At 72.3% G+C, this 21,927-nt stretch carries 25 protein-coding genes; 10 read left to right on the top strand and 15 right to left on the bottom strand.

The features are described 5' to 3' along the window. Positions 1 to 278 precede the first annotated feature (278 nt). Positions 279 to 797, top strand: coding sequence for an antibiotic biosynthesis monooxygenase (locus ACFRU2_RS35765; RefSeq protein WP_382980184.1), 519 nt, complete (start codon positions 279 to 281; stop codon positions 795 to 797). On the opposite strand, the gene ACFRU2_RS35760 is transcribed toward ACFRU2_RS35765, so the two are convergent. Continuing rightward, positions 763 to 1,422, bottom strand: coding sequence for a TetR-like C-terminal domain-containing protein (locus tag ACFRU2_RS35760; RefSeq protein WP_382980183.1), 660 nt, complete (start codon positions 1,420 to 1,422; stop codon positions 763 to 765). The two genes, ACFRU2_RS35765 and ACFRU2_RS35760, sit on opposite strands and share 35 nt — an antisense overlap. A gap of 89 nt (positions 1,423 to 1,511) precedes the next feature. Here ACFRU2_RS35760 and ACFRU2_RS35755 point away from each other — a divergent pair, with 89 nt between their 5' ends. Then, positions 1,512 to 2,099, top strand: a complete 588-nt coding sequence (locus ACFRU2_RS35755; protein WP_382980182.1) for an alpha/beta fold hydrolase — start codon at positions 1,512 to 1,514, stop codon at positions 2,097 to 2,099. A gap of 70 nt (positions 2,100 to 2,169) precedes the next feature. On the opposite strand, the gene ACFRU2_RS35750 is transcribed toward ACFRU2_RS35755, so the two are convergent. The 5 genes from ACFRU2_RS35750 to ACFRU2_RS35730 form a co-directional block, all read right to left on the bottom strand. Next, positions 2,170 to 3,102 carry a hypothetical protein gene (locus ACFRU2_RS35750; protein WP_382980181.1) on the bottom strand — a complete coding sequence of 311 codons (933 nt, stop codon included), beginning with the start codon at positions 3,100 to 3,102 and terminating at the stop codon, positions 2,170 to 2,172. A gap of 277 nt (positions 3,103 to 3,379) precedes the next feature. Beyond that, a complete protein-coding gene (locus ACFRU2_RS35745; RefSeq protein ID WP_382980180.1) occupies positions 3,380 to 4,588 on the bottom strand; it encodes an FAD-dependent monooxygenase in 1,209 nt (402 codons plus the stop codon). A gap of 42 nt (positions 4,589 to 4,630) precedes the next feature. After that, the gene (locus ACFRU2_RS35740; RefSeq protein WP_382980179.1) at positions 4,631 to 5,122 is read right to left on the bottom strand and encodes a GNAT family N-acetyltransferase; all 492 of its coding nucleotides are present in this window, start codon (positions 5,120 to 5,122) and stop codon (positions 4,631 to 4,633) included. Continuing rightward, complete coding sequence (locus ACFRU2_RS35735; protein ID WP_382980177.1) at positions 5,119 to 5,289, bottom strand: DUF397 domain-containing protein; 171 nt, start codon at positions 5,287 to 5,289, stop codon at positions 5,119 to 5,121. The genes ACFRU2_RS35740 and ACFRU2_RS35735 overlap by 4 nt, the downstream gene beginning before the upstream one ends. Continuing rightward, on the bottom strand, positions 5,286 to 6,161 hold the full coding sequence (locus ACFRU2_RS35730; RefSeq protein WP_382980359.1) for a helix-turn-helix domain-containing protein: 876 nt from the start codon (positions 6,159 to 6,161) through the stop codon (positions 5,286 to 5,288). The genes ACFRU2_RS35735 and ACFRU2_RS35730 overlap by 4 nt, the downstream gene beginning before the upstream one ends. Positions 6,162 to 6,388: 227 nt before the next feature. Here ACFRU2_RS35730 and ACFRU2_RS35725 point away from each other — a divergent pair, with 227 nt between their 5' ends. From ACFRU2_RS35725 to ACFRU2_RS35715, 3 genes are read left to right on the top strand one after another with little or no spacing between them, the layout of a single operon-like run. Then, positions 6,389 to 6,784, top strand: coding sequence for an ATP-binding protein (locus ACFRU2_RS35725; RefSeq protein ID WP_382980176.1), 396 nt, complete (start codon positions 6,389 to 6,391; stop codon positions 6,782 to 6,784). 10 nt (positions 6,785 to 6,794) lie between these two features. Continuing rightward, positions 6,795 to 8,024, top strand: coding sequence for a DUF1266 domain-containing protein (locus ACFRU2_RS35720; RefSeq protein WP_382980174.1), 1,230 nt, complete (start codon positions 6,795 to 6,797; stop codon positions 8,022 to 8,024). Further along, on the top strand, positions 8,021 to 8,614 hold the full coding sequence (locus tag ACFRU2_RS35715) for a GNAT family N-acetyltransferase (RefSeq protein WP_382980173.1): 594 nt from the start codon (positions 8,021 to 8,023) through the stop codon (positions 8,612 to 8,614). The genes ACFRU2_RS35720 and ACFRU2_RS35715 overlap by 4 nt, the downstream gene beginning before the upstream one ends. Positions 8,615 to 8,632: 18 nt before the next feature. On the opposite strand, the gene ACFRU2_RS35710 is transcribed toward ACFRU2_RS35715, so the two are convergent. Next, positions 8,633 to 9,850 (bottom strand): DUF418 domain-containing protein, encoded by a 1,218-nt coding sequence (locus ACFRU2_RS35710; protein WP_382980171.1) that lies wholly within the window; start codon positions 9,848 to 9,850, stop codon positions 8,633 to 8,635. Between the two features lie 35 nt (positions 9,851 to 9,885). Continuing rightward, complete coding sequence (locus ACFRU2_RS35705; RefSeq protein ID WP_382980170.1) at positions 9,886 to 10,845, bottom strand: DMT family transporter; 960 nt, start codon at positions 10,843 to 10,845, stop codon at positions 9,886 to 9,888. A 121-nt stretch (positions 10,846 to 10,966) separates the two neighbouring features. Between ACFRU2_RS35705 and ACFRU2_RS35700 the strand changes: the two genes are divergently transcribed. Further along, on the top strand, positions 10,967 to 11,941 hold the full coding sequence (locus tag ACFRU2_RS35700) for a LysR family transcriptional regulator (RefSeq protein ID WP_382980169.1): 975 nt from the start codon (positions 10,967 to 10,969) through the stop codon (positions 11,939 to 11,941). Between the two features lie 3 nt (positions 11,942 to 11,944). Here ACFRU2_RS35700 and ACFRU2_RS35695 read toward each other — a convergent pair whose 3' ends face one another. After that, positions 11,945 to 12,598: an FMN-dependent NADH-azoreductase gene (locus ACFRU2_RS35695; RefSeq protein WP_382980168.1), complete on the bottom strand. Its 654-nt coding sequence runs from the start codon at positions 12,596 to 12,598 to the stop codon at positions 11,945 to 11,947. A 96-nt stretch (positions 12,599 to 12,694) separates the two neighbouring features. Here ACFRU2_RS35695 and ACFRU2_RS35690 point away from each other — a divergent pair, with 96 nt between their 5' ends. Then, complete coding sequence (locus ACFRU2_RS35690; protein WP_382980167.1) at positions 12,695 to 13,054, top strand: winged helix-turn-helix transcriptional regulator; 360 nt, start codon at positions 12,695 to 12,697, stop codon at positions 13,052 to 13,054. Between the two features lie 93 nt (positions 13,055 to 13,147). Then, the gene (locus ACFRU2_RS35685; protein WP_382980166.1) at positions 13,148 to 13,558 is read left to right on the top strand and encodes a PPOX class F420-dependent oxidoreductase; all 411 of its coding nucleotides are present in this window, start codon (positions 13,148 to 13,150) and stop codon (positions 13,556 to 13,558) included. A 12-nt stretch (positions 13,559 to 13,570) separates the two neighbouring features. On the opposite strand, the gene ACFRU2_RS35680 is transcribed toward ACFRU2_RS35685, so the two are convergent. The 6 genes from ACFRU2_RS35680 to pdhA all read right to left on the bottom strand — a co-directional run bounded on the left by ACFRU2_RS35680 (position 13,571) and on the right by pdhA (position 20,234). Continuing rightward, a complete protein-coding gene (locus tag ACFRU2_RS35680) occupies positions 13,571 to 14,320 on the bottom strand; it encodes a hypothetical protein (protein WP_382980165.1) in 750 nt (249 codons plus the stop codon). 41 nt (positions 14,321 to 14,361) lie between these two features. Beyond that, positions 14,362 to 15,330 carry a hypothetical protein gene (locus ACFRU2_RS35675; protein ID WP_382980164.1) on the bottom strand — a complete coding sequence of 323 codons (969 nt, stop codon included), beginning with the start codon at positions 15,328 to 15,330 and terminating at the stop codon, positions 14,362 to 14,364. A gap of 183 nt (positions 15,331 to 15,513) precedes the next feature. Next, the gene (locus tag ACFRU2_RS35670; protein ID WP_382980163.1) at positions 15,514 to 16,455 is read right to left on the bottom strand and encodes a GNAT family N-acetyltransferase; all 942 of its coding nucleotides are present in this window, start codon (positions 16,453 to 16,455) and stop codon (positions 15,514 to 15,516) included. 128 nt (positions 16,456 to 16,583) lie between these two features. Further along, a complete protein-coding gene (locus ACFRU2_RS35665) occupies positions 16,584 to 18,032 on the bottom strand; it encodes a dihydrolipoamide acetyltransferase family protein (RefSeq protein ID WP_382980162.1) in 1,449 nt (482 codons plus the stop codon). Between the two features lie 13 nt (positions 18,033 to 18,045). Continuing rightward, complete coding sequence (locus ACFRU2_RS35660; protein ID WP_351371472.1) at positions 18,046 to 19,026, bottom strand: alpha-ketoacid dehydrogenase subunit beta; 981 nt, start codon at positions 19,024 to 19,026, stop codon at positions 18,046 to 18,048. A 5-nt stretch (positions 19,027 to 19,031) separates the two neighbouring features. Further along, the gene (gene pdhA, locus ACFRU2_RS35655) at positions 19,032 to 20,234 is read right to left on the bottom strand and encodes a pyruvate dehydrogenase (acetyl-transferring) E1 component subunit alpha (RefSeq protein ID WP_382980160.1); all 1,203 of its coding nucleotides are present in this window, start codon (positions 20,232 to 20,234) and stop codon (positions 19,032 to 19,034) included. Positions 20,235 to 20,559: 325 nt separating this feature from the next. On the opposite strand from pdhA, the gene ACFRU2_RS35650 reads away from it, so the two are divergent. Together ACFRU2_RS35650 and ACFRU2_RS35645 are read left to right on the top strand one after the other, a co-directional pair. Next, on the top strand, positions 20,560 to 21,222 hold the full coding sequence (locus ACFRU2_RS35650; RefSeq protein WP_250738766.1) for a response regulator transcription factor: 663 nt from the start codon (positions 20,560 to 20,562) through the stop codon (positions 21,220 to 21,222). 144 nt (positions 21,223 to 21,366) lie between these two features. Further along, a complete protein-coding gene (locus ACFRU2_RS35645) occupies positions 21,367 to 21,783 on the top strand; it encodes a pyridoxamine 5'-phosphate oxidase family protein (RefSeq protein WP_382980158.1) in 417 nt (138 codons plus the stop codon). Positions 21,784 to 21,927 lie beyond the last annotated feature (144 nt).

The raw sequence follows: 21,927 nt of genomic DNA, 5'->3' as shown, positions 1-21,927 counted from the left end.
CGGCCCCCCAACGCACCGTACGGATCCGAGCCCAGGGAGCGTCCACCTGCGCGGAGAGCCCGTCAAGGGGGTCCGTGCGGTCGCGCGGCGGCACGCCGGTCGCACGGGGACGCTGCCGCTGGGGGGGAACGGGGTGGGCGGGCATTTCGGATGGTGGACCGGGCCTGGACGCGCCGGGGCCGATGCGTTGATATGGGCTCGACATCTCGGGGGAGCACATTCGTATGGCACCAACAGCACGGAAAACAAACGGAGTTACGGACTCCAGTCCGGTCACCATGCTGGTGACCCGGCGGGTCCGGGAGGGGCGCGAGCGGGAGTTCGAGGCTTTCCTCGAGCGTCTCGGGGAAGAGGCGGGGGCACTTCCGGGGCATCAGGGCATGGCCGTGATCCGCCCCTCCGCGGGCGGTCGTGAATACGCGGTCGTGTACCGGTTCGACAGCGCGGAGAACCTGGCGAGGTGGCAGGGCTCACCAGCCAGGGCCGCTCTCATCGCCGGCTCCGCAGAGCTTGCGGAAGAGCCGCCGGAGGAGCGGGAGTTGGCCGGGATGGACGCCTGGTTCGCCCTGCCCGGGGGCCGTGTCGTGCGCCCGCCGGCGCGGTGGAAGATGTGGCTGCTGTCGCTGTGCGCCGTCTACCCGACGATCACCTTGCTGGTGACGATCGCCGGGCCGCTGCTCGAACACCTCGCACTCCCGTTGCGCTTCGCCATCGTCGCTCCGACGCTCACGGCGCTGATGACGTGGGTGCTCATGCCGCTGCTCAGCCGCTGGTCGGCGCGGTGGCTGTACCGGTGACCTGAGCTCCGTCCTCACCGGTGCGCAGACCGGCGACGAGGGCGGTGACGCGCCGGGCGGCCTGACCGGGGTGCAGGGGTGCGTGACCGACCAGGAGGCGGTACCAGAACGGTCCGAAGATCTGGTCGGCGGCAAAGTCCAGGTCGGCACCGGCGGGGAGTTCGCCGCGGCCGACGGCACGGTCCAGCAGCTCCTTGAGGACGTCCCGGCGGCTTTCCACCCACGTGCGGAAAACCTCTTCGAAGGCGGGATCCAGCTGCGCCTCGGCCATCAGGCCGCGCAGCGCCCTGACACGGAGAGGGTGCTCGGCCACGCGGTGCAGTTCGCCGACGAAGCAGGTGAGATCGCCGGCCACCGTCCCGGTATCGGGAACGGGCATGCGTTCCTCGACGGTCCGGCGGTAGGCGTCCATCACCAGGACGGGCTTGGACTTCCACCACCGGTAGATGGTGCTCTTCGCGACCTCCGCGCGGGCGGCCACGGCTTCGATGGTGACGCTCTGGTAGCCGACCTCCTCCAGGAGTTCGACGGCGGCGGCGAGGACCGCGTCGTGCGCGTCCTGGCTGCGCTGTCGACCGCCGGTACGGGGCGGGCGGGGCGGGACGGAAGGTTTCTGCGGAGACACGCCGATCACCGTAGCAGTGTGATACTTTCCAATCGAAACGCGACGGCGCGTTTCGATTGTTTCTTGTTGACGCACTGCCAAGGAGAGCTATGAGCACGATCGTCGTTTCCCACGGCTACACCGCCCGCGAGGACAGCGTGTGGTTCCCTTCCTTCCAGGCTGAACTCGAAGCCCTCGGCCACCAGGTGGTCATCCCGAACCTCCCCGGAGGCGAGGCGCCCGTGGCGGAGGTGTGGCGCAAGGCGTTCGCCGATGCCGCCGAGCAGGCCGGCCCGGCCGGTGACACGGTGCTGGTGGGCCACAGCATCGGCGGGGTCAACGTGCTGCGGATGCTCGAGGCCCATGACACCGAGAAGGCCGGACCCTTCGCCGGCGCCGTGCTGGTGTCCACCGCCTCCCACGAGGTCGGCTACGACCAGCTCGCCGACTTCTTCGACGGTGGCTTCGACTGGGAGCGGATCCGCGCCGCCGCCGCGGACTTCCAGGTCCTGGCGGCGATCGACGACCCGGTGAACACCCCCGACCCGATCGAGCACGTCGCCGAACTCGTGCGCGGCCTGGGGGCCACGGCCACCGTGCTGCCCAGCGGTGCCCACCTCGGCGCCTACCCCGAGGACCACATCGAGCTGCCCGACGCCGTACGGCTCGTCACCGACGTCCTCGACAAGCGCGGCTGAGCCGCCCCACCGTGGCGCCCTGCCCCTAACCGCTGCTCGAACGCGAGCGCCGGGGCCGGGAGCGCAGCCGCTACTCGACGGGCAGCGGGACCGGCAGCTCCGGGGCCGGGATCGGGAGCGGGGGCAGTCCCGGCAGGCCGAGGCCGGTGAGCAGGGCGATGAGGGCGGCGACCAGGTCGGTCACCACGTCGGTGGCCTTGGCCTTGGCGTCGGTGGAGCAGCCGCAGGGACCGGCGGCCTTGGTGAGCCCGTCCACGGAGCCCTTGAGCTTGTCGATGGCACTGGTGGCCAGGTCGAGCGGGCCGAAGGCGCGCTTGGCCTGGTGCGCGGCGACGGGCAGCGCGGGGGCCGCGGCCGGCAGCTTCGGGGCGTCGACGGGCAGCGCCGGGGCCGCAACCGGCAGCTTCGGCGCCTCCACGGGGAGGGCCGGGGCGTCGACCGGGAGCTTCGGGGCGTCAACGGGCAGCTTCGGGGCCTCGACCGGAAGCTTCGGAGCCTCCACGGGCAGCGCCGGAGCCTCGACCGGCAGCTTCGGCGCCTCCACCGGGAGCTTGGGAGCCTCCACCGGCAGCTTCGGGGCCTCCACCGGGAGCTTCGGCGGGTCGACCGGGAGGTTGGGGGCGTCCACCGGCGGGACGGGTACGGGCAGGGCCGGGGCGGCGGGGAGGCTCTTCTTCAGCTCGGCGATGGCCGCGTCGATCTTCTCCTTGAAGGCGGCCAGGTCCGCCTCCGGGAGCTTGCCGTCGGGGGACTTCAGGACCGCGGCCAGCAGATCGGTGACGGGTTTCAGCAGTCCGCCGACGCCGCCCAGCGACTGCACCTGCGCGAGCAGGGCCTCGGTGCCCGGGATGGCCTTCCCGGCCGGTGCGGCGGCGAAGACCGCGGCGGCCCGGGGCTGCGCGGGCGACTGCGCGGAAGCCGACGCCGATGCCAGGCCGGGGGACGCGGTCAGCAGGGTCAGGCAGAGGGCGGCGGGGACGGTGTAGCGCGTGATGCGGTGCAACGGGCTCTCCTGTCGGTGGGACACCGATGGGGGACAGCGGTGTCGGGAATGCCAGGGGTGCGCCGGGGACGGGGCGTGACCTGGCACGTGACATGGGACGTGTCACGGTCCACTCACGGACAGCCCGTCACCTCCCGCAACCGGAGCCCCTGTTCGCCCCGCGCCGACACGCCGCGCAACCGGCCTACGGACGCCCGTGACCTGCGTGTACACCGTCACCCCCGACCGATGCCCCGTCAGGCGGGCCCGCCACCAAGAGCCACCGCCCCGGCCCCGGCTACGGGGTCATCGACTGCCCGCCGATCCCCGGCACCCCCGCGAGCTGCCCCTGCCACCACGCCTCCACCTCGTCGCGGCTCATGTCCGCCCAGGCCGGGGTCCGCTCGACCTGGGCACGACCGAGCCGGCGCGCCAGGGCGACCAGCTCCCGCCCGGCCCCGCCGCGCACCCCCTCGTACCCGCGCAGCAGCTCCTCGACGGAGTCCGCCCGCCGCCAGCCGTCGGCGAAGGCGGTGGCGTCCTGGAGTGCCTTGGCGGCGCCGCTCGTGTTGTGCGGGCGTACGACACTGGCCGCGTCCCCGGCCAGCAGCAGGCGACCGGCCGTGGTCCGCGCGGTCTCCAGGTCGTAGATCGGCTGGACGAAGGTGTCCCGCGGGTCCGTCGTCGCGAGCGCCCGGCCCCAGTACGGCGGGAACTCCCGCTCCAGCAGTGCCCCGAGGTGCTCCGTGAGTTCCGGGGTCAGCGCGCCGGGCGGGAAGCTCGTCGGGTCGTCGTAGCGCAACCCGCCGTCCCGTGGCGGCGGGGCGTAGAGGACCCAGTTCACCCGGGGCCCGTCCGGCCCCGGGATGCGGTAGATGACGCAGGTGCCGCCGGGGAAGCAGACGGTGGTCACCGCCTCCGGATGCGGGTCCACGGCGCCGGTCGGCAGCAGTCCCGCGTCGAGGTTGCCGCGCCAGCACACGTACCCGGCGTAGTGCGGCCGGGACTCGGGACAGACCGCCGCGCGCACCACGGACCGGTACCCGTCCGCGCCGACGATCAGGTCGTACCGCTCGGCCCCACCGCCCGCGAGCCGCACCTCGCCGTCCCCGGCCACGCCCGTCACCGTCTCGCCCTGCCGGTAGACCACCGCGTCCGGGACCGCCTCCCGCAGCCCGCGCCAGAGCTGCCCCCAGTGGTACGAGTGGAACGGGAACGGCTGCTCCCAGATCAGCCGGCCCGCCGCCCCCGCCTCCGGGTCGCGCACCACCCACCGGCGGCGCTCCAGCCGGTGCGCGGCGATCCCCTCGGGCAGCGCCCCGCTCGCCCGCAGTTCGACGGCCCGGTCGTCGTGGACGCACAGCCCGACCCCACGGTCCGCGAGCCGCCCGCGCGTACGCTCCAGCACCACCACCTCGGCCGCCCCGGCCCGCGCGGCCGCCGTGGCGAACGCACAGCCCGCGATGGAACCTCCGACCACCGCGACCGAACCCGTACCGCTCCGCATGGCTGCTCCTCTGCCGCGACGAGTCCCCCGGGGCCCGACACCCTACTGGCGTTCCGGGTGCTCCCACCTGACCTCGCCGTCGTGCCACTCGTCGGTGGGAACGAGGCCGCTCGCGCGGGCGACGGCCGCGGATGCGGTGTGGTCGGGGTGCACGTGCGCGATGACGGCGTGGACCGCCGCCTGTGTACGGAGCCACCCGATCAGCCCCGCTGCGGCCTCGGTGGCGATGCCGCGGCGCTGCCAGGGCGTGCCGACCACCCAGGCGACCTCGGCGACGCCGCCGCTCACGGTCGCCTGCACGGTGCCGACCAGGCAGTCCGCCTCGTCGAGCCGCACCACCCAGTTCCACCAGGTGGTGTCGGGGTCCGGCGACCCGGCGGCGAGCCGCGCGTAGCGGGCGTGCAGCTCCGCCACGGTGAGCGGGGCTCCACCGATGAAGCCGTGCAGCTCCGGATCGCCCAGCACGGCCGCCATCTCCTCGGCATGCGCGGCCTCCAGCGGCAGCAGCGTGAGCCGCCCGGTCCGGATGATCACGCCGAGGCCGCGAAGGCGGCCCACGCGCTGGCGGCGACCCGGATGACGGGCCCGTCGGCGTCCTTGCTGTCCCGGACGGCAACGGTCCCGACCACGTTGGTGGCCACCTCGACGCACTCGCCGCTGGAGGCGCTGTAGCTGGACTTTACGAAGTGGAACTGTGTCACGCCTGGAGTCCTTTGCCGATGCTGTCGATCAGGTTCGCGGAGTCACGCGGGGCCAGACTCAGCCTGGCCGTGCGGTCGAAGTACCGGCTGTACACAGCGCTTTCCTGGCCGCTCTCCACCCACACAGTAGAACCGATGACGTCCATGTGAGCGACGTCGATTGCCTCCGCCTCAGCGAAGGAGATCAGGCTGAACGGGCCGACGATGCACGGGTGTCCGCCGGAGCGGAACGGCAGTACCTGCACATGGACGTTGGGGAGTTCCGACAGCTCCCGGAGGTGATCCAGCTGCGCACGCATGACCGCCGGGCCACCGATCTCCTGACGCAACGCGGCCTCCGAGACGACGGCATGCAGGTGGAGGGGCTTCTCGCTCCGCAGCCGGTGCTGCCGCTTCATCCGCACCGCCACTACGCGCTCGATGTCGTCCGGGTCCTGCCAGTACTCGTCGCTCACGGCCAGGGCGCGTGCGTAGTCCGCGGTCTGGAGCAGTCCGGGAATCAGCGACAGCTGCCACGTACGAACGCGGGAGGCGATGTCCTCCATCGCGATGTACTCGGCCATCGCGCCGGCATCGAGCGAGTGCCACCACCCCTTGGCCTTGCGGCGCTCGCGGTCCAGCTTGGCCAGGTCGAGCAGGCCGTTCACGAACTCCGCGTCCGTCACTCCGTAGAACTCGCACAGGACGCGGATGTCCGGGTCCCTCATGGGCACCCAGCCGCTCTCCATCTTCTGGATCTTCGTCGGAGTCGCGGTGATTTCCCGGGCCGCCTGGGCCTGAGTTCGGCCCGCCGCTGCACGCAGCCTGGACAGCTCGCCACCCAGCCTGCGGCCCAACACGGTTGACACCCGGTTGCCCTCGGGCTCTCGCATTCCACGGTTCACCGCGTCAGTCTCCCGCCATCCTCCGGCCGAAGTCGACACCGTCACCCATTCAGGGAACATCTTCCCCGAACTGCTTGTGCCCCAGAGGTGTCATCCCTACGGTCAGTGTCGAGCGAACTACTCACCGCACAGAGTCAGTTGGCGGAAGCGCACCGGGCTGCCCACAAAGACAAAGGCACCGGCATGCCACCGCCCGTACCGGAGGGTGCACAGCCATGGAGCGTCAGGACGTACGGAACTACCCGCCCCGCCAGGACTCCGTACCGAGGGCCCGCCGGCACTCCGCCTGGCTGGCCGTCGCCTGGGGGCAGCCCGAGCTCGCTTCGGACGTGGCGCTGCTGACGAGCGAGCTGCTCACCAACGCGCTGCTGCACGGCTCGCTGTGGGACCGGTACCTCCGGGTCGCCGTCCAGCTCACCGGAGCAGTGCTCCGCATCGAGGTCACCGATCCGAAAGGCGAGCGCCGCCCCGAACCGCGAGCGGTGTCCGACGACGACCAGTTCGGGCGCGGCCTGCACATCGTGAGTGCGCTCTCGGAGCGCTGGGGCGCCTGCGACCGGATCGTCGGCAAGACGGTATGGGCCGAGCTGGCCCAGAAAGGCCCCCGTTAGGCTGATCCGCATGGATGGGTGGACGGCGCCGAGTTCCATCGAGCGCGAGCTGTACGGAGCCAAGGCGCGCGGGGACTGGGCGGGGTACCTCGACGTCCTCGCACGGAGCGAGCTGTTCCTCGCGCAGTCCCGGGCCCAGGTCGACGCCGAGCCGACACAGGCACGCTTCCACCCCACCCCCGACCGGCGCTGCCTCGTCGTCCACACCCGCGGGATGCTGCCCGTCCCCGACCCGCACACCGTGTACCTGCCCCGGTCCCTCGCCTGGTTCGCGAACGCCTGGGACTCCGCCGACCCGCCGCACCTCGCCGTGAACCCCGGCTCCCCCGCCGAGGCCTACCTCACCACCACCCCCGCCGACCTCGCCCGCTGGCGCGCCCACTGGGACGCCGCCGCCCCGGAGTGGGGGCTCGCTCCCGGAGCCGTGCACTCCCTGCACGTCGGCGGCCCGCTGCACGGGACGGTCGCGCACGGGCTGGCCGTCGGGGCCCATCTCGCCGTCTCCAACGGGGAGTTCTGGAACGCACTGGCCTACCACGGCAACGGCTACACCCGTGAACGCGAACGGTTGCGCAAGGGCTGGGGCATCACCACCGCCGCCGAGTGGCACGACACGCTGCGCCGCCTGCTCGCCACCGAACTGGTCAGTCCGGTCTGGGAGTTCGCCCTGCGCGTGCGCCGCCTCCTCGCCTCCGACTTCGCCGGCCCCGTCGACGTGGAGCACTGGCGCCACGCCACCGGCACCGCCCTGCGCCGCAACGCCGAACGGGCCGCCGAACCGCAGCTCACCCCCGAGGGGGTCACCGTCGCCGCGCCCCGGCCCACCGCCGAGGTGGAGGGCGAAGTGGCCGGCGTACAGCGGCTGATCGGCCGCATCGCCCGCTACGAGCAGCGCTTCCGCGCCGACGGACTGCTCCCCGAGGACGGCTGGGTCCGCTCCGTGGAGGGCTGGGACCTGGGCCGGGCCTCGCAGATGGCCCGCTGGGGCCTCGGGACCCGCTACGGCACGCTGACCGACGCGGAACACGGCGTACTGCAGGCCGGGGAGGCGGCGAGGGCCGCGTACCGCTCGTGGGAGGAGTTCTCCGCCGGGTACGCCCTGGGGCGCTGCCTGCACTTCGACGAGGAGGAGTTCGGCGAGTGGTACACGGGCGTGCTGGCCACCCACCTCACCCTGACCAGCGACCCGGCGAGCCCCTGGCGCAACATTCCCTGGCGGACGCCCGAAGGAGCCTCATGACGCAGCGGAGAACGCAGCGGGAAAGCCTCACGACGGAGTGCATGGAGGGCCCGGCCGCGCTCCGGGCCGCGGACGCGTTCGGGCTGGTCTACGCCGAGGCGTTCGCGGAGGCTCCGCACCACGAGACCGAGGAGGAGCTCGCCGCCGCCCGCCTCCGCTTCCCCGCGCAGACGCGCAGGACCGCCTTCCGCGCGGCCCTGGCCCGCACCCCGGACGGTGAACCGGCCGGCATGGCCTACGGCTGGATGCTCCAGCACGACGCGGTGTGGTGGGACGAACTCACCGAGCCCGTGCCCGACGCCGTGCGGCGGGAGGACGGCCGCCGCACCTTCGGGCTCATCGAGCTCGCCGTGCGCGGGCCGTGGCGCGGACAGGGTGTGGCGCGGCGGCTGCACACGGCGCTGCTCGAAGGCATCACGCCCGAGCGGGTGCTGTTGAAGGTCCACCAGGAGGCCGGGGCGGCCTTGTCCGCCTACCGGGCCTGGGGGTACCGCAAGATCGGCGAGGCCCGGCCCCCGAGCGCCGAGGGCGCTGACGGGGGCGCGGACCCGTACCTCCGTGACGTGATGCTGCTCGACCTGCGGGGCTGAGGGCGAGGGCGCCGGCCCTCAGCGCCTCGGGAGCCGTGCGAGGGTGACCGCGCGGAGCAGCCACTCCACCGGGCCGTACCGGTACCGGGCCATGAGCCATGCGCTGAGCAGGAGTTGGGACCCGTACAGGAGGAGCGCGCCGGGTACGACGACGGCCGCGCCGAGGCGGTCGTACAGGGCGAGGCCGTAGGCGGTGAAGACGAGGGCCATGACGAGGGACTGGCTCAGGTAGTTCGTCAGGGCCATCCGGCCGGCGGGGGCGAGGAGGAGCGCGGCGCGCCCGCCCCGGGCCGTCTTCATGAAGAGGAGCAGGCCGCAGACGTACGCGGCGGTCAGCGCGGGGGCCGTGACCATGCCCACGACCGTGCCGAGGAGCGCCCACCGGGGGCCGAGTGCGCCGCCGGCGGCCACGGCCATGAAGAGGCTGCCGGGCAGGCCCACGGCGGTGCCGAGCACGCAGATGCGGCGCATCCGCGCCACGTGCCGTCCGGTGTCGGCGAGGAGCCGCCGCTTGCCGCAGTACAGGCCGGTCAGGAAGGCCGCCAGCACGAAGCCGCCCATGAGCGGTACGGCGAGCAGCGCGTCGGGCAGCTGCCCGAGGTTGGCCCGCACGACGGACGCGGCGTCGCCGCGGTAGTCGGCGACCATCGCGGCGAAGCCCGCGGTGAGCTCCTCGTCCGCCCGGGCCGTCTCGGCGTCCGGCACGAATACGGAGCCGAGCCCCAGGAGGAGCAGGAAGGCGCTCGTGCATCCGTAGACGATCCGGGCCGCGCGCAGGGCCGTCCCGGGCGCGCAGTTCCGTGCGGCGATCAGGATCAGACCGAGCAGTGCGTAGGTCATGAGGATGTCGCCGGTGTACAGCAGGACGGCGTGCAGGACGCCCAGGACGAGCAGGCCGAGCGTACGGCGGAGCATCCGCGGGGCGGGGCTCGCGCCGTCGTGTGCGGCGGAGGCCTGCTGGAGGGTGAAGCTGTAGCCGAAGAGGAACGAGAACATCAGGTAGAACTTGCCGACGGCCAAGGCCTGTACGACCCCGTCGACGCCCCGGTCGAGGGGGGAGGCGTCCGGATCGACGCCGCCCCCGGTGCCGTACGGACCGGCCATCATCAGCGCGTTGACCAGCAGGATCCCCAGGAGGGCGAAGCCGCGCAGGGCGTCGACCTCCGGTATTCGGGCGGGCCGGTCCGGCTGGTCCGGCCGGTCCGTCCGTTCGTGTGCGGCGGCGGTCGTGGGCACTGGTTCCCCCCAGTGGTCGTAGGTGCGCAGGGCACCTACCCCGGGCGCCGTACGGCGGCTGCGGCCGGGATCGTTCGGTCGTCCGGCCGGGGGAAAAGGCGCCTGCCTTCAGTGGAGACCGTAGCCCGGCGGCGGGTGAGGGCCACGCCCAGCAGGACGACTGCCATGCCGGCGACCACGCGCGGGCTGAGCTCCTCGCCGAGTACGAGCGCTCCCAGCGCCACGGAGACCACCGGCAGGAGGTAGCCGACGGTGGCGGCGTTGGTCGCGCCCTCGTCGGCGATGATCCGGTACGTGAGGTAGAAGGTGACGCCGGTGGCGAAGACGCCGAGGACCACGACGGCCAGCAGGGGCACCGTCTGGAACCGGACCGCGGCCGGGCCGCCGGAGGACGGGCCGCCGAAGGGCAGCGCGAGCGCCGTGAGGCCGGTGGCCGCCAGGAGTTGGGCGGTGGCGAGCGACAGCGTGGGCACGCCCTTTCCGACGAGGTGGCGGCCCATGTACGTGAAGGCGAAGGCGTAGCTCGCGGCGGCCCCCAGGATGGCGAGGGCGCCCCAGCCCGCGTGCCCCGACCGCTGCCACGGGGCGAAGATCAGCGCGGTTCCGGCGAGTCCGACCAGCAGACCGGCCAACCGGACCGCGTGCGGGCGGCGTTCGGCGCGGGTGGCGAGGCCGATCAGGAGCGACCACAGCGGGGTCGTCGCGTTCAGCACGCCGGCGAGTCCCGAATCGACGCTCTGCTGGCCGATGCCGAACAGGACGAACGGCAGCGCGTTGCAGAAGAACGCCGCCACCAGGACGTGACCCCACACCGCCCGCCCGCGGGGCAGGCATTGGCGCGCGAACCTGCACGCGATCCCGAGGACGAGGGCGCCCAGCGCACAGCGGACCGCCGTGACCTCGACGGGGGTGAAGCCCTTCAGGGCCAGGTCGATCCACAAGAACGTCGAGCCCCACAGGAGGGCGAGCACACCGACGCGTCCGGCACCGATCACGGTCTTCTCCTCGGGTATCGGGCCGCACGCCTCTGGGGCCGCGGTCTCCTCCTCCCACGGTGCGGGACCCGATACGACAGGACAAGCAAATGGTTCTGCACCAACCGTTAACGTGTACTACATGCTCGATGTGCGAAGGATGCAGGTCCTGAGGGCGGTCGTCACCAGCGGATCGGTGACCGCCGCCGCGGCCCACCTGGGGTACACCCCCTCCGCGGTGAGCCAGCAGGTGGCGGCGCTGGAGCGGCAGGCCGGCATCCCCCTGCTGGAGCGGGTCGGGCGGGGCGTCCGGCCGACGGCGGCGGGCCGGCTGCTCGCCGACCACGCCGCGGTCATCAGCCGCGACCTCGCCGAGGCGGAGACCGCGCTGGCCGACCTCAGGGCCGGCCGCACCGGCCGGCTCGCCGTCCGCTACTTCGCCACGGCGGGCGCGGCCCTGGTGGCCCCGGCCCTGGCCGGGCTGCGGCGCGAGCACCCCGGCGTGCGGATCGACCTGCGGATGACCGACCCCGAGGATCCGCTGAAGGAGGTGGAGCAGGGCCGCGCGGACCTCGCCCTGGTCATCGCGCCCCGGACCCGGCCGCGCGAGGACGTGGAGCTGATCCACCTGCTCGACGACGCGTACGACGCCGTGCTCCCGGCCGGGCACCGGCTCGCGTCCAGGGAGACGATCGCCCTCGTGGAGCTCGCGGAGGAGCAGTGGGTTGGCAGCGAGCCGCCCGGCCCCTGCCTGGAGCCGGTGCTCGAAGCCTGCGCGGCGGCGGGCTTCAGCCCGGACTTCGTGGTGCAGAGCGAGGACTACCCGACGGCGCAGGGGTTCGTCGCGGCCGGGCTCGGCATCGGCCTGATGCCCCGCATGGGGCTGGGGCCCGGTCCCGGGGCGGAGACCGCGGCAGGGACGGGGGCCGTGGCAACGGCAGTGGCGGGCGGCCGCCATCCGGGGGTCGTCGTACGCCCGGTCCGCGATCCGCGCCCGGTCCGGTCCGTGTACGCGGCCGTGCGCAAGGTGTCCCTGGGCCGACCCCCCGTACGCGCCCTGCTCGAAGCACTCCGGCAGGGCGCGGCCCCGATCCAGGCGGGGCCGATCCAGGCCTAGGCCTCAGGCGGCCGAACCGAGGCGTACCGCGAGGGCCTTGCCCTTCGACTCCGCGTCCGCGAGGGCCTGCGCGTACGAGGCCTCCGCGAGGGGGATGAGTCCGGCCATCGCCGGGACGGACGTGGCCAGGGTCAGCTCGGGGACGATGAAGTCGACCTCGGCGCCGAACATCTCGGTCAGCACGCCGGCCAGGTAGTTCTGCACGTACTCCATGCCCTCGCGCGGGGTGCCGGGCGCGTAGGAGCCGCCGCGGCTCGCGACGACGGTGACCGGCAGGCCCTTGAGGGGCGAGTCGGCGCCCGCGGTGCGGCCCATCACGATGACCTGGTCCAGCCATGCCTTCAGCGTGGAGGGGATCGAGAAGTTGTACATCGGGGCGCCGATCAGCACGGCGTCCGCCTGCTCCAGCTCCGCCACCAGCTTCAGCCGCTCGGCGAAGGCCGCGGCCTGCTCGGGGCTGTGGGTGGAGGGGTCGGCGAAGGCGGCGGACCAGGCGGCGCCGTCGAGGTGCGGAACGGGGTCGGCCGCCAGGTCGCGGTAGACGACCGTGCCCTCGGGGTGCTGCTCCTCCCAGGCCTTGCGGAACGCGGCGGTCACCGCACGCGAGGAGGAAGCAGCGGAGTTCAGCGACGAGTCCAGGTGCAGAAGGGTGACCATGAGAACCTCCAGTGAGTGCAATTTCGTACGTCACTATTATTAGCACAGTCGCTTACTTTTTCTCACCCCCTAAGGCGCAGGTAGTACCCTGAAGCCATGGCGGACAAGGGGAAGCACCAGGAAACCGGGGCCTGCAGCCGGGTGAGCGACGGCATCACCCAGGTCTTCGGGCTGCTCGGAAAGCGCTGGACGGGCGTGATCCTGGCCTCGCTGATGGAGGGCCCGGTGCACTTCGCGGACCTGCGCCGGTCCATCTCCGGCATCAGCGAGCGCATGCTGTCCGACCGCCTGGTCGAGCTCGCGGCGGCCGGCCTCGTCCTGCGCGAGGTCGACGAGGGCCCGCCCCTGCGGGTCGCCTACCGGCTGACGGACCGGGGAGCCGCACTCAAGCCCGCGCTCACGGAGCTGGGCGAGTGGGCGGAGAAGTGCCTGCTCAAGGGCGAGGACTCCTGCTGACCGGGCGCCCCGCACCGGCCGACCTGCCCTAGTCGCCCGCGCCCACGGGAAATCGACGGCGAGCCGCCACCCTCCCCGTCTACCGTTCCCCCCATGACTCTTGTGCTGAACGACACCGTACGAAAGCTGCTCGACGCCCCGCATCCGGCGGTGCTCGCCACGCTCAACCCCGACGGCAGCCCGCAGAGTTCGGTGGTGTGGGTGACCCGGGACGGGGACGAGATCCTGATCTCCACCGAGCGCGGCCGCCGCAAGGAGCGCAACATCGCGCGGGACGCCAGGATCGGCCTCACCGTCTTCGACCTGGCCAACCCCTTCCTCTACGCCGAGATCCGCGGCACCGCCACCGTCACCGAGGACGCCGGCCGGGCCGTCGCCGTCCGCATCGCCGAGGAGTACGAGGGGCCGGGCGCGGGCGAGGAGTACGCGAACGCTCCGGCCGAGCAGGTCCGGGTCGTCGTACGCCTCACCCCGGCCAAGGTGCTCGGCAACGCGGCCCGCTGAGGCCCCCGAGGCCTACGGAAGCCCCGGCCGCACCGCCGTCCAGGCGTCCACGGCCAGCGCCAGGGGGTCGGTCGGCGCGAGGTACGGCCGGGCCGGTTCCGTGCAGCGGATCAGGTTCTTGATGCGGCGCAGCCGGAGGATGTCGGGGCGCGGCAGCTCCCGCCAGACCCGGGCCTGCGCCGCCGCCTGGGCCGGGGTCAGCTCGAAGCGGGCCAGTACGTCCCGGCACAGGGCGGCGGGGTCCCGGTCGGGATCCCCGTCCTCGCCGGGACCGAAGCACCGGATCAAGTAGCTGCGTACGTACGGCCGTTCCTCCGACCGCTCCGACCGCTCGATGGCCGCCAGCGCGACCCGGCCCCAGCGCAGCCGCACCCGCTCGGGCAGCTCCTCGCCCTGCATCCGGCTCGTCGCCAGGGACCGCAGCTGCTCCGGATGCGGCTCCTCCAGCAGCGGGGGCCCGGTGGCCAGCCACTCCTCCAGGTCGGCCAGCCCGTGCCCGTCCGGCGGTACGTACGTCAGCACCTGCCCGCGCGCGAGCAACGCGACCACGGGCCCTGTGAGGTGCACCTTCGCCACGTGCCCCGCGTCGAAGGACCCGACCGTGCGCCCGTACCGCTCGATCCCCCGCAGCCTGGTCCGCAGCTCGCCGGCCGCGTACGCCTGCCCGGCCCGCGCCACTCCCCCGATGCACCGCACGACGCACACCCCGCCGGTGACGTCGGCCGCCTCGACGGCACACACCTGCAACTCCGCGATGGACACCCCGTCCCACCCCTCTCCCGGCGGGGAGGTTACCCCTCAGGTCAGCGCCAGGTGTTGGTGTCGGTGATCTCGCCCGTTTCCAGGTCGATGCGGCCCTGGAAATCGCCCGCGTTGCGCGTGACCATGATGACCAGCGGCCGTCCATCCTGTGGCATGGCGAAGTAGAAACCGTGCACGTCGGACGGGGTGCGGAGCAGATCGTGCGGCGGGTGCAGGCGGAACCGCTCCGAGCCGTCGGCCCGGTGGACCACGGCGTTGTCCGACGGGGTGAAGGGTGCGGAATCGCACTCCTCCACCACCAGGACCAGCGTCTCGCCGCGTTCCCGCCACGCCATGACGGACCGGGGCGGTAGCGCGTACGTCTTCTCCACGCTCCCCGCCGGGCCGCTCCACCGGACCGTGGTGTCCCCCGGGGTCCAGTCGACCATCAGGGCGCTCTCCCCGCCGCCGCCCACGGACAGCTCGCCCGCCCAGACCTCCGGCTTCAACAGCACCGGGTCCGCCACCGTCCGCGCGCCCGCCACGAAGGCGAGCCACCGCAGGTCCTCCCAAGCGAAGGAGGGCTCGCCCCAGGTGTCCACCCAGAGCCGCAGCACCCCGTTCCCGGTGGGCGCGGCCGTCAGGTCCCACCAGGCCCAGCCGCGGACCTCCAGGTCGGGGTCGAAGCGGGAGAGCCAGTTCTGCAGTGCCCAGGGCGCGCCGCCGGTCCGTTCGGTGTAGCGGTCACGCCCCTCGGCCGCGAAGTGCTCCGGGGGACCTCCGCCCCGGCAGACGCCGGAGAACCAGCCCGGGACGGTGCCGGCGGGCAGGCCGTCGTCCCCGTCGAATGACTCCGCGGCGGCGATGCGCAGGACGGCGTCCAGGACCCCGCGCAGTCTGCTCGCGTACCGCACCGGGTCCCCGTCCACGGCCAGTTCGACGGAGGCCAGGACCGGTGGCGCGGAGGCGAAATCCGGCCGGAGGGACGTCCGGGACCGCTCTGCTTCGAGGGCTTCGATGGGGTGCAGCATCCTCCCATCCTCGTCCCTCGGCCCGCGTACGGTCCCGCGGTTACCAGTTGGTGCCGATCTGGGCGCGGCCGACCTGATGGAACGCCTCGGCGCGCGCAGCAGGTTCGAGGCCGGCGTACGGTGCGTGCAGCGCGGCTGGCTGACGGAGTAGCAGCCGTACGGCCACCGCCGCCGGGCGAGCGGTCAGGCCCCCGGGGCCGGCTCCAGGACCAGGCGGATCTCGGTGACCTCGTAGCCGGCGCGGGTGAAGGCGGCGGCCATCGGGGCGTTCACGGTGTCCGTGGTGGCGGTGATGCGGTCGGCGGCCTCGCCCGCGTGGAAGCGGGTGATCTCGGCGAGGATCTCGTCGATCAGGCCCTTGCCGCGCTGCTCGGGGACGACGCCGAGGTAGCCGACGTTGCGGTGGTACGGGGTCGCGGAGGGGATCGCCATACCGGCGAGGGTGCCGTCCGGGAGGTATGCCAGGCGCCACCAGGAGCGCTCGCCGGGGCAGTCGGTGTAGAACTCGATGTCGTCGCGCGCCAGCGCCTCGGCGTCCATCGTGCGGAGCTCGCTCTGCGTGTGCACGTCCAGGCTGCCCTGCGAGAGGCGGACGAAGGCGTCGAGGAACTCCTCGTCGGTGCCTTCGCGGAAGACCAGCCGGCCGGTGGGCTCCGCGGTGCCGGCGGCCGGGGTCCACTCGAAGCGGAGCCGCTCGATCTCGCGGACCAGGCCGGCTTCGGCAGCCGCCTTCTGCCGCCAGGCGACCGCCTCGGCCAGGCCGTCGGGGGAGGTGCGCCAGTCGCGCGGCAGGGAGATGTTGTAGTCGGGGAGCTTGCCGAAGGCCTCGTGCCCGGCGGCGAGCAGTCCGGCGGCGACGGCGGCCGGGTCGGCCACGTCGGCACGGACCTGGAGGCAGTCCAGGACGGCCGGGCGCTCGCTGTGGGCGCGGCCCCACCACAGGGCGCGGGCCAGGACCTCGCCGTTCTCGTCCTCGGCGAACCAGGTCCACTCGGGACGCATCCGGCCCTCGGCGAGCTCCTCGCGGATCTTCTCGGGGGTGAGGGCGGGGACGGGGCCGTCTGCCGGGTAGGCGAGGGCGCGGTCCAGGTCGGTGGGGTCTGCTGTGGCAGCGCGGAAGTGCATGGGCCGATGATCACACCCTGCGGAGTCGTTCCCCAAGGGATTTCTGCACGTCAGAGGCAGTGCAGGGGCGGTTTCATGCGAAATTCCGGCCTCCGGGTGGGATACCCGGAGGCCGGAACGCCGGGCCGTCAGGACCAGGTGATCAGACGGCGGGGGTGCTCCAGGACGGCGGCGATGTCCGCGAGGAAGCGGGAGCCCAGTTCGCCGTCGATGAGGCGGTGGTCGAAGGACAGCGCCAGGGTGGTGACGTGGCGCGCCTTGACCTTGCCCTTGTGGACCCACGGCTGGAGCTTGATCGCGCCGACCGCGAGGATCGCGGACTCGCCGGGGTTCAGGATGGGCGTACCGGTGTCGACGCCGAAGACGCCGACGTTGGTGATGGTGATGGTGCCGTGCTGCATGTCGGCCGGGGAGGTCTTGCCCTCGCGGGCCGTGGCGACCAGCCCGGACAGGGCCTGCGACAGCTCGCCGAGCGTCTTGGCGTGCGCGTCCTTGATGTTCGGGACGATCAGCCCGCGGGGGGTGGCCGCCGCGATGCCCAGGTTGACGTAGTGCTTGAGCACGATCTCCTGGGCCGCTTCGTCCCAGGACGCGTTGACGTCGGGATTGCGGCGGATGGCCACGAGGACGGCCTTGGCGATCAGCAGCAGCGGGTTGATCCGCAGACCGGCGAGGTCCGGGTCGTCCTTGAGCTCCTGGACCAGCTTCATCGTGCGGGTCACGTCGAAGGTGATGAACTCGGTGACGTGCGGCGCGGTGAAGGCCGAGCCGACCATGGCCTGGGCGGTGACCTTGCGGACGCCCTTGACCGGGATGCGGGTCTCGCGGGCGGACCCGGACACCTCGGCCGGGGCCTGTACGGGGGCCGCCTGGGCCGCCGCGGGGACCACCGGGGCAGCCGGAGCCACCGGGACGGCCGGAGCCACGGTCTGCGGCGCGATGGCCGCCGCGGCCGCCGCGTGGACGTCCTCGCGGGTCACGACCCCGCCGTCGCCGGTGGGGACCACCGCGGCCAGGTCGATGCCGAGGTCCTTGGCGAGCTTGCGCACCGGCGGCTTCGCCAGTGCCTTGCCCGCGCCGCCCTGGGCGGGGACCACCGCGGGGGAAACCGCGGGGGCCGCCGGGGCGGCCGCGGCGTGGGCCACGCCCGTGCCGTTCTGCGCGGCGACCGCGGGCTGCGGAGCCTTGCGCGGGCGGCGCTTCGTAGAGGCGGTGGAAACGCCGTAGCCGACCAGGACGGGCTGCCGGGCCGCGGGGGCCTCGGGCTCCGCGGCGGCGGCCGGTGCGGCAGCAACCGGGGCCGCGGCTGCGGCCTCGGCCGGAGCCTCGTCCGCCGGACCCGTCTGCACGGAGATGATCACCTGGCCGACGTCGACCGTGACGCCCTCCTCGAAGAGGAGCGCGTGCACGACCCCGTCGAAGGGGATCGGCAGCTCGACGGCCGCCTTCGCCGTCTCCACCTCGCAGACGACCTGGCCGTCGGTGACGGTGTCACCCGGCTGGACGTACCACTTGAGGATCTCGGCCTCGGTGAGGCCCTCGCCCACATCGGGCATCTTGAATTCGCGGATCGTCATCGCAGGGCTCTCCTCAGTACGCCAGCGAGCGGTCGACTGCGTCGAGCACCCTGTCCAGGCCCGGCAGGTACTCGTCCTCCAGGCGGGCCGGCGGGTACGGGGCGTGGTAGCCGCCCACGCGCAGCACGGGCGCCTCCAGGTGGTAGAAGCACCGCTCCGTGATGCGAGCGGCGATCTCCGAACCCACACCGAGGAACACCGGCGCCTCGTGGACCACCACGAGCCGGCGGGTCTTCTCCACCGACGCCTGGATCCCGTCGAAGTCGACCGGGGACATCGAGCGCAGGTCGACGACCTCCACCGACTTGCCCTCCTCGGCGGCGGCCTCGGCCGCCTGCAGGCAGACCTTCACCATGGGGCCGTAGGCCGCCAGGGTGACGTCGGTGCCCGTACGGGCCACGCGCGAGCCGTGCAGCGCGTCGGGGATGGCCTCGACGTCGACCTCGCCCTTGTCCCAGTAGCGGCGCTTCGGCTCGAAGAAGATGACCGGGTCGTCGCTGAGGATGGCCTGCTGGAGCATCCAGTAGGCGTCGCTCGCGTTGGACGGCGAGACCACCTTCAGGCCCGGGACGTGCGCGAACAGCGTCTCCGGGGACTCCGAGTGGTGCTCGACCGCGCCGATGCCGCCCGCGTAGGGGATGCGGATGACGACCGGCATCTTGATGGTGCCGAGCGAGCGCGCGTGCATCTTGGCGAGCTGCGTGACGATCTGGTCGTACGCGGGGAAGACGAACCCGTCGAACTGGATCTCCACGACCGGCCGGTACCCGCGCAGGGCCAGGCCGATGGCGGTGCCGACGATGCCCGACTCGGCGAGCGGGGTGTCGATGACCCGCTCCTCGCCGAAGTCCTTCTGGAGTCCGTCGGTGATGCGGAAGACGCCGCCGAGCTTGCCGACGTCCTCGCCCATGATCAGGACCTTGGGGTCCTCTTCCATGGCCTTGCGCAAGGAGTCGTTGAGCGCCTTGGCGATGGTGAGCTTCTGTACGGCCATGACGGTCACTCCCCGCCTTCGAAGGACGCGAGGTAGGCGGCGAACTGCGCGCGCTCCTCGTCGACGAGCGCGTGCCCGTCCGCGTAGACGTTCTCGAAGATCGCCATCGTGTCGGGGTCCGGCATCGTGCGCACGACCTCGCGCACCCGCTTGCCGAGCGCCTCGCTCTCGACCTCCAGCTGCTCGAAGAACGCCTCGTCGGCGCCTCCGGTGGCCAGCAGGTGGGCCTTCAGGCGCAGGATCGGGTCCTTGGCCTCCCAGGCCGCCGTCTCCTCGTCGCGCCGGTACTTCGTCGGGTCGTCGGAGGTGGTGTGCGCACCCATCCGGTACGTGAAGGCCTCCACCAGGGTGGGTCCCTCTCCCCGGCGGGCCCGCTCCAGTGCCCAGCGGGTCACCGCGAGGCAGGCCAGTACGTCGTTGCCGTCCACCCGGACGCCCGGGAAGCCGAAGCCCTGCGCGCGCTGGTAGAGCGGTACGCGCATCTGGCGCTCGGTGGGCTCGGAGATCGCCCACTGGTTGTTCTGGCAGAAGAACACCACGGGCGAGTTGTAGACGGCGGAGAAGTTGAAGGCCTCCATGACGTCGCCCTGGCTGGACGCGCCGTCGCCGAAGTAGGCGATGACGGCCGAGTCGGCGCCGTCCTTGGCCACGCCCATCGCGTACCCGGTCGCGTGCAGCGTCTGGGAGCCGATGACGATCGTGTACAGGTGGAAGTTGTTGGTGGTCGGGTCCCAGCCACCGTGGTTCACACCGCGGAACATGCCGAGCAGGTTGGTCGGGTCGACCCCGCGGCACCAGGCCACGCCGTGCTCGCGGTACGTCGGGAAGACGTAGTCGTCGTCGCGCAGGGCCCGGCCGGAGCCGATCTGAGCGGCCTCCTGGCCGAGCAGCGAGGCCCACAGGCCCAGCTCGCCCTGGCGCTGGAGGGCGGTCGCCTCACCGTCGAAGCGGCGGGTCATGACCATGTCGCGGTAGAAACCGCGCAGGTCATCGGTGGTGATGTCGGCGACGAAGGGCGCGAATTCCGCGACGTCGGGATTCTCCGCGACGTCGACGCGCACCCCCTCGGGCGTCAGCAGCTGTACGAGCTGAGGCTCAGCGTCATGCGTCTTCGCGGTGGCAGCGGCGGGCTTGGCGGCGTTTGCCGCGGCCGGCCGCTTGGTGCCGCTGCGGCGCGGCTTGCGCGCGGCAGTGCTCTCCACGGTCACGATTGCTCCTCCGTCGGTCCGGCACCCGGGTTCTCCGGGGTCCAGTGCGGCTCACCTGTATCTCTGCCCGCGCACGGGGTGGGTGCGCTTCGGGTCTGGGATTCAGGCGTGACAGGTGCCCCGGCGAGTGCCCTGCGCAATGCACGTTACCCAGTGCGTCGCATAACTGCGAAACCCCGTTTGACCTGCGATTTTGCTTGGATTTCCAAGTAAATCGGCGGAACCGGGAACAACCACTGGTCACAGCCTTGCAGGGGGCCGGAACAACGGCACGTTATCCCGCTCGTCACCGGCAGGGAAGGGGTGAGTGTGTGAAACTGAGTTCGTGCGCGAAAACGGAAAAATCAAGGTATTCCTCCTGGACGACCACGAAGTGGTACGTCGGGGTGTTCACGAGCTGCTGTCGATGGAATCGGACATCGAGGTCGTGGGTGAGGCCGGTACGGCCGCCGACGCACTGGTCCGGATCCCCGCCACCCGCCCCGACGTGGCCGTTCTCGACGTCCGCCTCCCGGACGGCAGCGGTGTGGAGGTGTGCCGCGAGGTGCGCTCCCAAAACGAGGACATCAAGTGCCTGATGCTGACCTCGTTCGCCGACGACGAGGCGCTGTTCGACGCGATCATGGCCGGCGCCTCGGGCTACGTGCTCAAGGCGATCCGCGGAAACGAGCTGCTCAACGCGGTGCGTGACGTGGCGGCCGGCAAGTCCCTGCTGGACCCCGTCGCCACGGCGCGGGTGCTGGAGCGGCTGCGCGACGGCAAGAACGGCAAGGGCGACGACCGGCTCTCCAACCTCACCGAGCAGGAGCGCAAGATCCTCGACCTGATCGGCGAGGGCCTGACGAACCGCGTGATCGGCGAGCGGCTGCACCTGGCCGAGAAGACGATCAAGAACTACGTCTCCAGCCTGCTGTCGAAGCTCGGCATGGAGCGCCGGTCCCAGGCCGCCGCCTACGTGGCCCGCCTGCAGGCCGAGAAGCGGAACTAGCTTCACGGAATTCCGTTACTCAGTGTCACGCCCCGTGGTTGCACGATTCCACGGGGCGCACTGTTTAATTCGGGACCAACGTCCTTCATGTGCGGGGCGGGCTCCTCTTTTCCCACACGGTGTCGGTACCCGACAGTGGATGACATGTCCCCAGAGGAACTCCACGCCATCGAACTGCTGCGCCGCGTGCCGTACGGCCGAGCCGCCACCAGCATGCGCGCGCTGCCCTTCCTCGCCGTCGCGCGCCACATCGTGGTGAACGGCAAGGTCCTCCTGAGAATGCATTCCGGTTTCGGCTACCACCAGGCCTGCAACGGCAGTGTGGTCGCCTACGGAGCCGACAACTTCAATTCCGGCGAGTCGCACCTGTGGTCGGTGCAGTTCACCGGCACCGCGAACCTCGTCGAACCCACCACCGCCGAACTGGAACTGTTCGGACCCGGTCCGCACTTCGTGGACGGCGCGGTCTTCGACCCCGTCTACATGCGGATCGAGCCGCACCTCGTCACCGTCCACACCCTCGCCGGCAACCTGGACCGGCAGTACCAGCACGCGCTCTGACCCATCCGCTCCGGGACTTTGGTCCCGTACGGAAACGGCCCGGGGGGGGGGGGGGGTGCGGGGGGAGTGATCGGGGGGCGGTTTGGGGGGGGGGGAGGGGTCCGTCTTATACCAGCCTCGGGCTCGCGTCGTTCTTTCTAAGGG

The sequence above is a fragment of the Streptomyces sp. NPDC056883 genome (genome assembly GCF_042788835.1).
Classification (GTDB): Bacteria; Actinomycetota; Actinomycetes; order Streptomycetales; family Streptomycetaceae; genus Streptomyces; species Streptomyces stoeckheimensis.
This window is presented reverse-complemented; position numbering and strand designations above follow the sequence as displayed.

Excerpts from the sequence above, each read along its gene's own strand:
- ACFRU2_RS35765 (WP_382980184.1), top strand. The coding sequence starts at position 279 with ATGCTGGTGACCCGGCGGGTCCGGGAGGGGCGCGAGCGGGAGTTCGAG.
- ACFRU2_RS35755 (WP_382980182.1), top strand. The coding sequence starts at position 1,512 with ATGAGCACGATCGTCGTTTCCCACGGCTACACCGCCCGCGAGGACAGC.
- ACFRU2_RS35745 (WP_382980180.1), bottom strand. The coding sequence starts at position 4,588 with ATGCGGAGCGGTACGGGTTCGGTCGCGGTGGTCGGAGGTTCCATCGCG.
- ACFRU2_RS35730 (WP_382980359.1), bottom strand. The coding sequence starts at position 6,161 with ATGCGAGAGCCCGAGGGCAACCGGGTGTCAACCGTGTTGGGCCGCAGG.
- ACFRU2_RS35725 (WP_382980176.1), top strand. The coding sequence starts at position 6,389 with ATGGAGCGTCAGGACGTACGGAACTACCCGCCCCGCCAGGACTCCGTA.
- ACFRU2_RS35720 (WP_382980174.1), top strand. The coding sequence starts at position 6,795 with ATGGATGGGTGGACGGCGCCGAGTTCCATCGAGCGCGAGCTGTACGGA.
- ACFRU2_RS35715 (WP_382980173.1), top strand. The coding sequence starts at position 8,021 with ATGACGCAGCGGAGAACGCAGCGGGAAAGCCTCACGACGGAGTGCATG.
- ACFRU2_RS35700 (WP_382980169.1), top strand. The coding sequence starts at position 10,967 with ATGCTCGATGTGCGAAGGATGCAGGTCCTGAGGGCGGTCGTCACCAGC.
- ACFRU2_RS35695 (WP_382980168.1), bottom strand. The coding sequence starts at position 12,598 with ATGGTCACCCTTCTGCACCTGGACTCGTCGCTGAACTCCGCTGCTTCC.
- ACFRU2_RS35690 (WP_382980167.1), top strand. The coding sequence starts at position 12,695 with ATGGCGGACAAGGGGAAGCACCAGGAAACCGGGGCCTGCAGCCGGGTG.
- ACFRU2_RS35685 (WP_382980166.1), top strand. The coding sequence starts at position 13,148 with ATGACTCTTGTGCTGAACGACACCGTACGAAAGCTGCTCGACGCCCCG.
- ACFRU2_RS35675 (WP_382980164.1), bottom strand. The coding sequence starts at position 15,330 with ATGCTGCACCCCATCGAAGCCCTCGAAGCAGAGCGGTCCCGGACGTCC.
- ACFRU2_RS35670 (WP_382980163.1), bottom strand. The coding sequence starts at position 16,455 with ATGCACTTCCGCGCTGCCACAGCAGACCCCACCGACCTGGACCGCGCC.
- ACFRU2_RS35665 (WP_382980162.1), bottom strand. The coding sequence starts at position 18,032 with ATGACGATCCGCGAATTCAAGATGCCCGATGTGGGCGAGGGCCTCACC.
- ACFRU2_RS35660 (WP_351371472.1), bottom strand. The coding sequence starts at position 19,026 with ATGGCCGTACAGAAGCTCACCATCGCCAAGGCGCTCAACGACTCCTTG.
- ACFRU2_RS35645 (WP_382980158.1), top strand. The coding sequence starts at position 21,367 with ATGTCCCCAGAGGAACTCCACGCCATCGAACTGCTGCGCCGCGTGCCG.